The 12729-nt window shown below is 64.0% G+C and carries 12 protein-coding genes; 10 read left to right on the top strand and 2 right to left on the bottom strand.

The genetic code is table 11. The features are described 5' to 3' along the window. Positions 1 to 27: 27 nt before the first annotated feature. Both M3P27_07075 and tolQ read right to left on the bottom strand, forming a co-directional pair. A complete protein-coding gene (locus M3P27_07075; GenBank protein MDP9268075.1) occupies positions 28 to 456 on the bottom strand; it encodes a biopolymer transporter ExbD in 429 nt (142 codons plus the stop codon). Further along, entirely contained in the window at positions 457 to 1134 is a 678-nt protein-coding gene (tolQ, locus tag M3P27_07070; GenBank protein MDP9268074.1) for a protein TolQ, read from the bottom strand. 177 nt (positions 1135 to 1311) lie between these two features. On the opposite strand from tolQ, the gene recN reads away from it, so the two are divergent. From recN to M3P27_07020, 10 genes are all read left to right on the top strand, one after another. Further along, positions 1312 to 3015, top strand: a complete 1704-nt coding sequence (recN, locus tag M3P27_07065) for a DNA repair protein RecN (protein ID MDP9268073.1) — start codon at positions 1312 to 1314, stop codon at positions 3013 to 3015. A 21-nt stretch (positions 3016 to 3036) separates the two neighbouring features. Then, positions 3037 to 3519, top strand: a complete 483-nt coding sequence (locus tag M3P27_07060; protein ID MDP9268072.1) for a cytochrome c oxidase assembly factor 1 family protein — start codon at positions 3037 to 3039, stop codon at positions 3517 to 3519. Positions 3520 to 3740: 221 nt separating this feature from the next. Then, positions 3741 to 4718, top strand: a complete 978-nt coding sequence (locus tag M3P27_07055) for a 4-hydroxy-3-methylbut-2-enyl diphosphate reductase (GenBank protein ID MDP9268071.1) — start codon at positions 3741 to 3743, stop codon at positions 4716 to 4718. 6 nt (positions 4719 to 4724) lie between these two features. Beyond that, positions 4725 to 6752: a squalene--hopene cyclase gene (gene shc, locus M3P27_07050; protein ID MDP9268070.1), complete on the top strand. Its 2028-nt coding sequence runs from the start codon at positions 4725 to 4727 to the stop codon at positions 6750 to 6752. A gap of 1 nt (position 6753) precedes the next feature. Further along, positions 6754 to 7881 carry an adenosyl-hopene transferase HpnH gene (gene hpnH / locus M3P27_07045; protein ID MDP9268069.1) on the top strand — a complete coding sequence of 376 codons (1128 nt, stop codon included), beginning with the start codon at positions 6754 to 6756 and terminating at the stop codon, positions 7879 to 7881. Between the two features lie 177 nt (positions 7882 to 8058). Continuing rightward, positions 8059 to 8481 (top strand): hypothetical protein, encoded by a 423-nt coding sequence (locus M3P27_07040; GenBank protein MDP9268068.1) that lies wholly within the window; start codon positions 8059 to 8061, stop codon positions 8479 to 8481. A 55-nt stretch (positions 8482 to 8536) separates the two neighbouring features. Next, positions 8537 to 9577, top strand: a complete 1041-nt coding sequence (locus M3P27_07035; GenBank protein ID MDP9268067.1) for an NAD-dependent epimerase/dehydratase family protein — start codon at positions 8537 to 8539, stop codon at positions 9575 to 9577. Between the two features lie 72 nt (positions 9578 to 9649). After that, entirely contained in the window at positions 9650 to 10420 is a 771-nt protein-coding gene (locus M3P27_07030; protein MDP9268066.1) for a hypothetical protein, read from the top strand. Positions 10421 to 10512: 92 nt separating this feature from the next. Continuing rightward, positions 10513 to 11565 (top strand): alcohol dehydrogenase catalytic domain-containing protein, encoded by a 1053-nt coding sequence (locus tag M3P27_07025; protein ID MDP9268065.1) that lies wholly within the window; start codon positions 10513 to 10515, stop codon positions 11563 to 11565. A gap of 64 nt (positions 11566 to 11629) precedes the next feature. Then, entirely contained in the window at positions 11630 to 12682 is a 1053-nt protein-coding gene (locus M3P27_07020; GenBank protein MDP9268064.1) for a zinc-binding dehydrogenase, read from the top strand. The last annotated feature ends 47 nt before the right edge of the window (positions 12683 to 12729 follow it).

Raw genomic sequence — 12729 nt, 5'->3', positions numbered from 1 at the left:
GTCCACTGCTGCTCGTCAGCGTAGATGTCAGCGCTGCGTGCCACTTTCCTTGATCGGCTCCGTCACGATGCTCACGTTGGTGATGCCGGCTGACTTGACCGCGTCCATCACGGTAGCGAACGCGCCGAACGGCACGTTCTCGTCGGCGCGCAAATAGATGGCCTGGTGCTCAGGGTCGCGGATCTTCGCGCGCAGCTTCGCACCGATCTCGTTGATGTTCACCGGTTCGTTCCCCAGGAACACGCGCTGCGATCTGTCGATGGAGATCACGATGCGCTCTTCGGTGATCTCTTTCACCATCTTCGTCTTCGGCACCGCCACCTCGATGCCCGACTGCAGCACCGGCGCGGTGATCATGAAGATGATCAGCAGCACCAGCACCACGTCCACGAACGGCGTCACGTTGATCTCCGAGAGCGAGGTCTGGGTGCGGCCGCGCGCGTTGGTGAAGGCCATCTAGCGTGCCTCCGGGCCGCGCTCCACGGTGTTGAGGAACTCGGCGGCAAAGTCGTCCATGCGCGCGCCAAACTCGCGCAGGGAATGCGAGAACGCGTTGTAAGCGATCACCGCGGGGATGGCGGAGAACAATCCGGCGGCGGTGGTGACCAGCGCCTCGGAGATGCCGGGCGCGACCGCGCGCAGCGTTGCCGCGCCTGCGGTGCCCAGACCGTGGAAGGCGTCGATGATCCCCCACACTGTGCCGAACAGTCCGATGAACGGCGTGACCGCGCCGGTGGTGGCGAGCAGCGGCAAGCTCCTTTCCAGGCGCGTCAATTCTTCCGAGGCCGCGATCTGCGTCGCGCGCTGGATGGCCGCGAGGCTGCGTATCTGTCCGCCCGGATTGCCGGCCGTCTGCCGCCGATACTCTTCGTAACCATATTCGAAGACCGTCACCAGCGGGCTGGGACGGAACTGGTCGGCCACCGCTGCGACATCCTGCAGGCGCTGCGATTTGCGGAACATGCGCACGAACCGCCCGCTCTGCGCGCGCGCCCGCCGGATCGATGCCCATTTCGATAGGATGATCGCCCACGACAGCAGGCTGAAGAGAAGCAGGATGACCAGGACCAGTTTTGCGACTGGGCCGCTTTGCAGGATGAGGTTTACGATCTCGCCGCCGACGAAGATTGCCATCCGCTGAATGACTCCGGGGGTTGGAGTTGATGAATAACTTGCGACGCAGTGGCCAGACCTGACCGTAGCACCTCGCTTCCACGCCCGTCAAACGCAGCCAGGCATTTCGCGAGGATCGCATCCATTGCCGGCGTACGCAGTCGTGCTATTCTTCGCCGCAAGACCGAGGCGAAAGATTTGCTGCTCGAACTGCGCGTCGAAAATTACGCGGTTATCGACAACGTCGCCGTCGAGTTCGCGGCCGGGCTGAACCTGCTCACCGGCGAGACCGGCGCGGGCAAGTCCATCCTTATTGATGCGCTCGCGTTGCTCCTTGGCGAGAAGGCTTCCGCGGACGTCATCCGCCACGGCGCGGAGAAGGCCGTGGTCGCCGGCGTCTTCGAAGCGCCCACCAAGCTGGTCGATCCCATCCTCGAAGCCAACGGTCTCGATCCTGACTCCGCGCAACTTATCCTGCGTCGCGAGATTTCCGCCGGCGGTAAAGGGCGAGTCTTCGTCAACAACCAGCCGGCCACCGTCAGCGTGCTCAAACAGCTCGCCCCCCTGCTGGGCGCCATCCACGCGCAGAGCCAGTCCATCCTCTCGTTCGACGCACATGAGCGTCTTGTGTTGCTCGACCGCTACGCCGATCTCGATACCGCCGCGCTCGCCGACGCCTTCAGCAAGTGGAACGGCATCCGGCAGCGCATCACCGGCCTGCAACGCGATGAGCAAGACCGCTTGCGCCTCGTCGACCTGTGGAGCTTCCAGAAGAAGGAGATCGAGCAAGCCCGGCTCGCCGCCGGCGAAGACCAGCGCCTGGAGAATGAGAAGCGCGTGCTCGCCAACGCGGAGAAGCTTTACCTGGCGGCGAACACCGCCTACGACAATCTTTACGAGAGCAACGGCTCGGCCGCCGCGACCATGCGCGCGGCGGGGAAGTCGCTCGAAGAGCTGGCGCGCTTCGACGCGAAGTTCGCCGATGCCGCTGCGACGCTCGCCTCTGCTCGCGCCGTGGTCGAAGATCTCGGGCTCACGCTGCGCGACTACGCCGCCAATATCCACGCTTCGCCTGAGCGGCTGGCCGAGATTGAAGACCGCCTGGCTTCCATCGATCGATTGAAGAGGAAATATGGCGCGACGGTCGCAGACGTCGTCGCCTTCGGCGCCGGCGTGGCGCAGAAACTCAACCAGATCGAGAACCAAGATGAAGTGCTGCGCGAGCTGAACCAAGAACTCGCCACCGCCGCCGAGGCGTATCTGAAACTCGCGCGTGGCTTGTCGAAGAAGCGCTACGACGCGGCCAAGAGACTCGAGAAGCTGGTCGAGGACGAGATCAACGACCTGGCAATGAAAGCGAAGTTCAAGATCGAGCTCTCCGGCGCCGACGACCAGGCGAACTGGACCACCGCCGGCTTCGACCAGGTGCAGTACATGATCGCGACCAATCCGGGTGAGCCGTTGCATCCGGTCGAACAGATCGCAAGTGGAGGCGAGCTGTCGCGCGTGCTGCTCGCGCTCAAGGCGACCGTCGACAGTAGCGCCGGCGTCCCGCCGGCTGGTTCGCGAGCGTCCCGCCCGCGCTCTGGTGCCCGCACTCTTGTCTTCGACGAGATCGATACCGGCATCGGCGGACGCGCCGCTGAAGCCGTGGGTAAGAAGCTCAAATCGCTGGCGCGTTCCGAGCAGGTGCTGTGCATCACGCACCTGCCACAGATCGCTTCCTTCGCCGACCAGCACTATGCGATTGAAAAACGCGAGGCCGCGGGCCGCACGCGGACGTCGGTCCGCAAGCTGGAGCCGAAGGAACGCACCGAAGAGATCGCGCGCATGCTCTCCGGCGCGAAGGTCACCGACACGTCACTGAAGCACGCCGAGCAGATGCTGAAGGCCAACGCTTAGTTTTTCTCAAGGAGGTTCGCCATGGGAACCCCGCCCGCCATTCTTCCGCCGGCAACACCTGCGCAGATCCCCCCACAGCATCCGGGCTGGTGGTCGCGCAATTGGAAGTGGTTCGTCCCGGTCGGCTGTCTCACGTTGATCGCGCTCTTCGCCGCGCTCCTCGCCGGCATCGTCCTTATTGTTTCGGGATCGATGAAGAGTTCAGACGCCTACAAGCTCGCGCTCGACAAGGCGCAGCACGACGCGCGCGTCCAGCAGCGGCTGGGCACGCCCATCGAGGCGGGCATGTTCGCCTCCGGCAACATCAACGTGGCGGGTAGCGCGGGCGAGGCCGGCCTGACCATCCCCATCTCCGGTCCGAAGGGGAAGGGAACCATTTACGTGGACGCGACAAAATTCGCGGGCGAGTGGAAGTTCAACCGGCTCGAAGTCGGCTTCGATGGCGATGAACAGCGCGTCGACCTGCTCACGCCGCCGGCCGCGGCGTCTCCGCCCGACCACTGATGGCCTTGGCCGGCTCCGAGCGCGGGCTGTGGGCTGCCCTGTTTTCCGTGCAAATCCCGTCGCCGCTCACACGCGCCAAAACCGGCCTCCGCTCACGCTCTCCAGCGCCCCATTCGCTGCCAAGTTCCACCCTTTCAACCGTTTACCATGGTCGCACCGCCCTGCGGAAGCTAAGCTCTAACTTCCGGGAGTGCGCCAAAACCGCGTATACTGAGAGACAGATGACCGCAGCCAGCAACGGGAAAAGACTGCTCTTACTGAAGCCCAGGGGCTTCTGCGCCGGCGTGGTGCGTGCGATCGACATCGTTCGCATCGCCCTCGACACCTTCGGCCCACCGATCTACGTCCGCAAAGAGATCGTCCACAACCGCTACGTGGTGGAAGACCTCACCGCCAAGGGCGCCATTTTCGTGGACGACATCGACGAAGTGCCGGAAGGCGAGCGCGTGATCTACAGCGCGCACGGCGTCTCCCCCGAGGTCCGCGACGCTTCTCTGCTGCGCAACCTGCGCGTGATCGACGCTACCTGCCCGCTGGTGACCAAGGTCCACGTGGAAGCGGTGAAGTACGCCAAGGAAGGCTACAGCATCATCCTCATCGGACATCGCGATCACGATGAAGTGATCGGCACCCTCGGGGAAGCCCCGGACGTCACTCAGGTGGTTGGAAATCCAGAAGAAGTCACGCGCCTCGAAGTCCCGGATCCCGAGCGCATCGCGTATATCACGCAGACCACGCTCTCGCTCGACGAGACCAAAGACATCATCGCCGCGCTGCGCAAGAAATTCCCCAAGGTCAAAGGACCGCACGCACAGGATATCTGCTACGCCACCGAGAACCGCCAGATCGCGGTGAAGCAGGTCTCGCCGCAGGCCGACCTGTTGCTGGTCGTCGGCTCCGACAACAGCTCGAACTCGAACCGCTTGGTCGAGGTCGGCCGCAACATCGGCCACAAGTCGTACCTCATCGAGAACTACCGCGCCATCAGGCCGGAGTGGCTGGAGGGCGTGGGCTCGGTCGCGCTCACCGCGGGCGCCTCCGCTCCCGAGTGCCTGGTGGAGGAAGTGGTCGCATTCCTCAAGCAGGCCGGCTACGGCACCGTGGAAGAGGTCGAGGTCATGCCAGAGAATGTCCGCTTCGGACTTCCGCCGGAGATCGTCGAAGCCATCGCGCCCGCCCCGGCGGTCGCCGCGGAGTAGCGCGCGATGCCGTCCCCCAAGGGTCCTGAGAGCCGCGAGCCGCAACTCACCTTCGGCAAGCTGGATGACGTTTCCACCCGCGTCGCCGCCGCGGTCGAGGCCGCGCGCAACTGCCTTTTCTCCATGCAGGACGAGAAGGGTTACTGGTGTGGCGAACTCGAAGCCGACACCACGCTCGAGTCCGATTACATCCTGCTGCACCGCCTGCTCGGCACCGACATTGACCCCAAAATAGAAGACCGCATCCGCAAGGCCGCAAACTACATCCTCGCGCACCAGAATGCGGATGGCGGTTGGAGCATCTACGCCGCCGGGCCGTCGAACGCCAGCGCCACGGTCAAGGCGTACTTCAGCCTGAAGCTCGCCGGCTACACCGCCGAGCATCCCGCCCTCGCGCGCGCGCGCGAGAAGATCATGGCGCTGGGCGGTGTCACCGAGGTCAACACCTTCACCAAGATCTATCTCTGCTTCTTCGGGCAATACGACTACGACGCCGTTCCGGCCATCCCGCCGGAGATCGTGCTTTTCCCCAACTGGTTCTGGTTCAACATCTACGAGATCAGCTCGTGGTCGCGCGCCATCCTGGTGCCACTCTCCATCGCCTACGCGAAAAAGCCGTTCAAAAAGATCCCGCAGGAGATGGGTATCGACGAGCTCTTCCCGCAAGGCCGCCAGGGCACCACGCTGCACCTGCACTGGTCGGAGCAGATCGTCTCGTGGCGTAATTTCTTCCTCGTGCTCGACCGCATGACGCACTGGTTCGAGCGCGTGCACGTGCGTCCGCTGCGCTCCATCGCCATCAAGAGCGCGCAGAAGTGGATGATGGCGCGCCTCGAGAAATCAGACGGCCTCGGCGCCATCTATCCCGGCCTGATGAACTCCATCATCGCGCTGCGCTGCCTGGGGTATTCGCTCGACGATCCGCAGATGATCCGCGCCATCGACGAGTTTGAAGCCCTCGGCATCGAGGCAGGTGACACCTTCCGCATGCAGCCCTGCAAGTCGCCGGTGTGGGATACCGCCCTCGCGCTCTTCGCGCTCGGGGAATCGGGCGTGCCGCGCGGCGATACGCGCATGGCCAAGGCCGGCGCATGGCTCCTGCAGAAGCAGGTCACGCACCAGGGTGATTGGGCGGTGAAGAATCCGAAAGCGCAGCCCGGCGGCTGGTATTTCGAGTTCAACAACGAGTTCTATCCCGACGTGGACGATACCGCCATGGTCGCGCTCGGGCTCACCCATGTGCAGCATCCCAACGAGCGTTACCAGCACGAGAGCGTGCAGCGCGCCATCGCTTGGGTGCTCTCCATGCAGTGCAAAGACGGCGGCTGGGCGTCGTTCGATAAAGATAACGATCGCATGGTCTTCCAGTACGTCCCCTTCGCCGACCACAACGCCATGCTCGATCCGCCGACCGTGGACATCACCGGCCGCGTGCTCGAGATGCTGGCGGCTTACGGCTACACCCGCGCCGACCAGCACGTGCGCAAGGCCATGGACTTCCTGCGCCGCAACCAGGAATCAGACGGCGCGTGGTTCGGCCGCTGGGGCGTGAATTACATCTACGGCACCATGCAAGTGCTGCGCGGCTTCGAGGCGATGGGCGAAGACGTCCACGAGCCGCACATCCAGCACGCGGCAGAGTGGCTGCGCAGCTTCCAGAACTCCGATGGCGGCTGGGGCGAGAGCTGCGGCAGCTATGACGATCCGCACGCGCGCGGCGTTGGCCCGAGCACGCCCTCGCAGACGGCGTGGGCCGTCCTCGGACTGCTCGCCGCCGGCGACACGCGCTCCGATTCAGTCAGCCGCGGCATCGCCTTCCTGCTCCGCACCCAGCGCGCGGACGGCAACTGGGACGAGCCTTACTACACCGGCACCGGCTTTCCGCGCGTGTTTTACCTCATGTACCATATGTACAGGACGTATTTCCCGCTGCTCGCGCTCACCACGTTTGCCAAGGTGTTTTCGAACGTCAGCGACACGGGCGAGGCCCGGTTCTCATCGAACGTCACGCCGCTCAAACTAGGAGGCAAGTAAGTTGGCAGTCCCTGTATCCCAGATGGCGACGGTCGCCTCCTACGTGCTGCGGCAGAAGCTTGCCGGACGCAAGCGCTACCCGCTCGTCCTCATGCTCGAGCCGCTCTTCCGCTGCAACCTGGCCTGCGCCGGCTGCGGCAAGATCCAGTATCCCGCGCACATCCTGAAGAAGGACCTCACGCCGGAGCAGTGCTTCCAGGCGGTCGACGAGTGTGGCGCGCCCATCGTCTCCATCCCCGGTGGCGAACCGCTCATGCATCCCCAGATCGCCGAGATCGTGGAAGGCCTGGTCGCGCGCAAGAAATACATCTACCTGTGCACCAACGCGCTGCTGCTCAAGGAAAAACTTGACCAGTTCAAGCCCAGCAAGTATCTGACGTTCTCCGTCCACGTGGACGGCGAGCGCGAGCACCACGATTTCTCCGTCTGCCGCGAGGGTGGATTCGATATCGCCGTGGATGCGGTCAAAGAAGCGCTGCGCCGCGGCTTCCGCGTCACCACCAACACCACCTTGTTCGATGGCGCTGACCCGAACAGCGTCCGCGGATTCTTCGACGAGATGATGGAGGTCGGCGTGGAGAGCATGATGCTCTCGCCCGGATACTCCTACGATAAGGCGCCCGACCAGAAGCATTTCCTCGGCCGCGCCCGTACCCGCCGCCTCTTCCGCGCGATCTTGTCGAACCGCAAGAAGACGTGGCGCTTCAACCAGTCGCCCCTCTTCCTCGAATTCCTCATGGGCAAGCGCAACTACGCCTGCTCCGCGTGGGGCATGCCCACGTTCAACATCTTTGGCTGGCAGAAGCCCTGCTACCTATTGCAAGACGGCTACGCCGACTCCTTCGCCGAGCTGATGAACGACACCAAGTGGGATGAATACGGCACCGAGAGTGGCAATCCGAAGTGCGCGAACTGCATGGTGCACTGCGGCTACGAGACCTCTGCGGTGAACGACACCTTCGGCTCGCTGCGCGGTTTTGCCGCCACGGTGAAGGCCGTCTTCTCGACCGAATACAAGGACGACGCCGCGCTCACCATGCTCCACGAGCACGTTCGCCCGGTCCATGCCTATAACCCGCTCGTCCAGATCGAGGCGGATTCGTCTGCGGCACAGGAAACCACCGCGTAACGTAGCTTTTTGCGATTGTCATGCTGAACGGGGGTCGCCGCTGTGCTGTTTCTGATTTGTCATGCTGAGCGGAGGTCGCGGCTGTGCTGTTTTTGATTTGTCATGCTGAGCGGAGGTCGCCGCTGTTGGCGACCGGAGTCGAAGCACCCCATAGCGGCAAAGATCTTCCGTAAACCGATGTCCCAAAACTTAAAACCCGCGCACAACCCTGACGAGATGGAAGTCGTCGAAGGGACGAAGCACGAGCAGCTCGAGGGCTGGATCCCGCCGCTGGCCTCGCCCGCCGAGGTCCGCGACGCGCTCGAGAAGGCCTTCGACTTCCGCGGCGATGTCACCATCACGCTCAAGTCAGGCGAAAAGGTCGAGGGATACATCTTCGACCGCCGCACCGGCAGCTCGCTCACCGATTCCGTCGTCCGTGTCTTCCTCGCCGGCAAAGACGAGAAGCGCTCGATCACCTACGCCGATATCGCCGCGCTCGCCTTCACCGGCCGCGACACCGCCGCCGGCAAGAGCTATGAAGCCTGGGTACGCAAGTACTGGGAAAAGCGCCAGGCGGGCGAGAAGAACATCGGCATCGAGCCCGAAAAACTGGATTGAGTGTCATCCTTCGGTCGCTGCAGCGACCGAAGGATCTCACCGTCAATAATCTTCCATGAAAGCCTTCGTCACCGGTTCCACCGGCTTCGTCGGAAGCCACGTCGCGCGGCTGCTTGCCGAGCAGGGCGCCGAGCTGCGCCTGCTCGTCCGCAAGACCAGCCGCACCGACCTGATCGAGGGCTTCAAGGCCGACCGCGTGACCGGCGACCTTACCGACCCCGAGTCGCTGCAGCAGGGAATGGCGGGCTGCGACGCCGTCTTCCACGTCGCCGCCGACTATCGCCTCTGGATCCCCGACCCAGACGCGATGTACCGCGCCAACGTCGAAGGCACGCGCGCCATCATCCGTGCCGCGCAGGAGGCGGGCGTACGTCGCGTGGTTTATACCTCGAGTGTTGCCACCATGGGATTCACCACCACGGGCTTCACCGCGAGCGGCACACACTGCGACGAGGATTCGCCGGTGGGCGAGCCGGAGATGATCGGGCACTACAAGCGCTCGAAGTTCTTGGCCGAGCAGGTCGCGCTCGAAGCCGGGAAGTCCGGCGCGCCGGTCGTGGTGGTGAACCCGACCGCGCCCGTCGGCGAGCAGGACATCAAGCCCACGCCCACCGGACGCATCATCCTCGACTTCCTCAAGCGCAAGTTTCCTGCCTACGTCGATACCGGCCTGAACGTGGTCGACGTGCGCGAGGTCGCCCGCGGACACATCCTCGCCTTCGAGAAGGCCAAGCCGGGCGAGCGCTACATCCTCGGCGGCGAGAACGTGACGCTGAAACAGTTACTCGACAAGCTGGCGGCCATCTCCGGCGTGCCTTCACCGACGAAAAAAGTGCCGCACGGTGTGGCGCTCGGCTTCGCGTATCTCGACGAGTTCTTCACCGGCCGCGTATTGAAAAAAGAACCGCGCGCCACCGTGGATGCTGTCCGCATGGGCAAGAAGAAGATGTTTGCCTCGTCGGCCAAAGCAGAGCGCGAGCTGGGATGGCGCGTCGTCCCCATCGACGACGCGTTGCGCCGCGCCTGTGAATGGTTCATCGCCCACGGATACGTTGAAGGAGTCAAAGAGCTCGCGGCTGTGTCTTCTGAAGGGTGAGGCCGTTGCGGCGACCCTCGAATAAAAAGTCCGGAGCAACGGAGCAGGAATCTAAACTGCCGAGGGCCCTCCATGAGCCAGAAGCTCGCCATCGTCGCCGCACTGGAGCGCGAGGTTGCTCCCTTCCTCAAGGACCAAGCCTGGGATACCTCCGTTGTCCGCATGGGCGAGCGCAAGGTGTGCATCCACGAGCGCGAGGACGTTGTGATCACTTGCGGGGGCATCGGCGCCGCCGCCGCGCGCGCCGCCGCGGAGACGCTATACAAGCACGCCAGGGGAGAGCTTGCCGGCTACATCTCCGCCGGCTATGCGGGCGCGCTCACGCCCGAGCTCAGGGTGGGCGACGTGATGCAGCCCCGGCAGGTGGTCACGCCCGACGGCACGGATTGCGCCGCGCATGGAATGAAGGGGACGAAGGGAACCGGGGCAAGTGACGGCATCCTGGTCAGCGCACACAACGTGGCGGGCGCGGCTGCCAAGCGCGACCTCGCGATCCGCCACTCGGCCAAGGCGGTGGACATGGAAGCGCACGCGGTCGCCGATTTTGCCCGTGCGCGCCAGCTCCCTTGTGTGGTGATCAAGGTCATTTCCGACGAGCACGATTCTGACCTGCCGCCGGTCGAGCAGTTCATCGACGCCAACGGCCATTTCAAGTCCTCGAGCTTCGCGGTGCACATGATCGTCCGCCCCTGGCACTGGCGGAGAGTGATCCGGCTCGGGCGAGACACCTCCGTTGCCAGCCGTGCCCTTTGCGAGGCCTTGCGCGAAGCCATCGCGGCGCACGCGCGCGGTGAGCTTTACAGCAACCCGCTTTACAATGGGACGGCGGGCCCGGCCCGTTGATGAACGACCCGCTGAAGATGGCCACTTCCACCGAAAACCAGCGCAGCACCGCTCCCCGTGCGAACCCCGTTCCCGCTCGAGTTCCAGAGAAGATGACCGCGGCCGTCTATCGCGGTCCGGGAGACGTTCGCGTCGAGTCCGTCCCCGTTCCCAAGATCGGGCGCGGCGAGCTGCTCATCCGCGTCCACACCTGCGGCATCTGCGGCACCGATTTGAAGAAGATCTCCACCGGCTCGCACTCCGCGCCCCGCATCTTCGGACATGAGATCGCGGGCGTGGTCGCCGCCGTTGGCGCCGGGGTCACCAAGTTCAAGCCCGGCGACCGCGTGATGGCTTTCCATCACATCCCCTGCGGCCAGTGTTATTACTGCGAGCGCAAAGTCTTCGCGCAGTGTCCGGTATACAAGCAGGTGGGCTCCACCGCCGGCTTTGAGCCCAGCGGCGGAGGCTTCGCCGAGTACGTCCGCGTGCTTGATTGGATCGTGGAAAAGGGCGTGGTCTCGATTCCTGACGGCGTCCCGTTCGAGCAAGCGGCGTGGATCGAGCCGGTGAACACCTGCCTCAAGGGCATCGAGACGCTGCGGCTCACCCCCGGCGAGATTGTGTTCGCTATCGGACAAGGGCCCATCGGCATCTTGTTGGCAACATTGGCTAAACGCGCGGGAGCCCGCGTCATTACTTCCGATTTGTACCCGCAGCGGCTTACAATAAGTAAAGCATTCGGCCTGGAAGAAACCATTGAGGCGGGCCGCACCGACGCTGTGGCAGCTGTCCGCGCCCTTACCGAGGGACGCGGGGCCGATGCCACCATCGTCGCGGTTGCGGGTGACGCGCTGATCCAGACAGCAATGGACGCGACGCGCCCGGGCGGCCGGGTAATGCTGTTTGCCCAGACTGTCCGTGGGGAAGCAAAAATAGATCCGGCTTCGGTATGTGTCGACGAGAAGGCGCTGCTCGGTTCCTATAGCGCGTCCGTCGACCTGCAGGCAGAGTCGGTGCGCTTCGTGTTTTCTGGCGAGATGGACCTGACGAAGCTGATCAGCCATCGCTTTCCGCTGGCGCAGTCGGTGGCAGCGCTCGAGCTGGCCGCGCATCCACAGCCGGACTCGATGAAGGTGATCATCCAGCCCGGGTTGAGCTGGTGAAGTCTAGGTTGGTGAAGATCGGTGTATCAGCACACGCCTTTAGGCGTGTGAATAGAAAAAGAATATGAGCAGCCGAACCATGACCGCCGCCGTCCTCTACGGCAAAGAGGACGTGAAGATCGAGAAGGTGCCGATCCCCCGCGTGGAGGAGGGCGAGGTCCTGATCAAGGTCCAGGTCGCCCTCACTTGCGGCACGGACCTCAAGGTTTATCAGCGCGGCTATCACGCGAAGATGATCGTGCCGCCGGCGCTTTTCGGCCACGAGCTTGCCGGCAGCATCGAAGAGGTCGGCGCGGGCGTGGGTGGATTCCGCAAGGGACAGCGCGTGGTCGCGCTCAACTCCGCCCCCTGCGGCCGCTGCTTCTATTGCTCGAAGCACCAGGAAAACCTCTGCGAGGACCTGATGTTCATCAACGGCGCCTACGCCGAATACATCAAGATCCCGGCGCGCATCGTCGCCAAGAACATGATCGAGATCCCGGAGGGTGTGAGCTACGAAGCCGCCGCCATGACCGAGCCGCTGGCGTGCGTCATCCGCGGCCTGCACCAGACCAACGTGCAGATCGGCGATACCGTGGTCGTCATCGGCGCCGGACCCATCGGCCTGATGATGCTGCAAGCCGCCAAGCTCGCCGGCACCAACGTGATCGCCGTCGTCAAGCGCGATGGCCAGGCCAGTGCAGCAAAGAAGTTTGGCGCCGATGAAGTCGTCCAGATCACCAAGGTCGAGGATCCCATCGCCGCCGTGCGCGCGCTCACCTCGCTGGGCCGCGGCGCGGACATCGTGATCGAGGCGGTGGGACGTCCCCAGGCCTGGGAGTGGGCGGTCGAGATGGTGCGCAAGGGCGGTACCGTCAACTTCTTCGGCGGTTGCGCCAGCGGAACCAAAGTGCCGCTCGATACCAACCGCCTGCACTACTCCGAGATCACGCTCAAGGCGAGCTTCCACCACACGCCGGAGAACGTCCGCAAGGCCTTCGCCTTGATCGCGGAAAAGAAGATCAAGCCCACGGACTACATCACCGGCGAGGCGCCGCTCTCGCGCCTGCAACAGGTGCTGCGCCACATGCTCGATCGCGGCTCCGAGATCAAGACTGCCATCATCCCGGGACACTGAGTCCTCGTCCTCCGATGGTCATTCCGAGGAGCCCGCCGCGGCGGGCG

The sequence above is a fragment of the Acidobacteriota bacterium genome, from assembly GCA_030774055.1.
Lineage (GTDB): Bacteria > Acidobacteriota > Terriglobia > Terriglobales > Acidobacteriaceae > JACPNR01.
This window is presented reverse-complemented; position numbering and strand designations above follow the sequence as displayed.

Excerpts from the sequence above, each read along its gene's own strand:
- M3P27_07075 (MDP9268075.1), bottom strand. The coding sequence starts at position 456 with ATGGCCTTCACCAACGCGCGCGGCCGCACCCAGACCTCGCTCTCGGAG.
- tolQ (MDP9268074.1), bottom strand. The coding sequence starts at position 1,134 with ATGGCAATCTTCGTCGGCGGCGAGATCGTAAACCTCATCCTGCAAAGC.
- M3P27_07060 (MDP9268072.1), top strand. The coding sequence starts at position 3,037 with ATGGGAACCCCGCCCGCCATTCTTCCGCCGGCAACACCTGCGCAGATC.
- M3P27_07055 (MDP9268071.1), top strand. The coding sequence starts at position 3,741 with ATGACCGCAGCCAGCAACGGGAAAAGACTGCTCTTACTGAAGCCCAGG.
- shc (MDP9268070.1), top strand. The coding sequence starts at position 4,725 with ATGCCGTCCCCCAAGGGTCCTGAGAGCCGCGAGCCGCAACTCACCTTC.
- M3P27_07040 (MDP9268068.1), top strand. The coding sequence starts at position 8,059 with ATGTCCCAAAACTTAAAACCCGCGCACAACCCTGACGAGATGGAAGTC.
- M3P27_07035 (MDP9268067.1), top strand. The coding sequence starts at position 8,537 with ATGAAAGCCTTCGTCACCGGTTCCACCGGCTTCGTCGGAAGCCACGTC.
- M3P27_07030 (MDP9268066.1), top strand. The coding sequence starts at position 9,650 with ATGAGCCAGAAGCTCGCCATCGTCGCCGCACTGGAGCGCGAGGTTGCT.
- M3P27_07025 (MDP9268065.1), top strand. The coding sequence starts at position 10,513 with ATGACCGCGGCCGTCTATCGCGGTCCGGGAGACGTTCGCGTCGAGTCC.
- M3P27_07020 (MDP9268064.1), top strand. The coding sequence starts at position 11,630 with ATGAGCAGCCGAACCATGACCGCCGCCGTCCTCTACGGCAAAGAGGAC.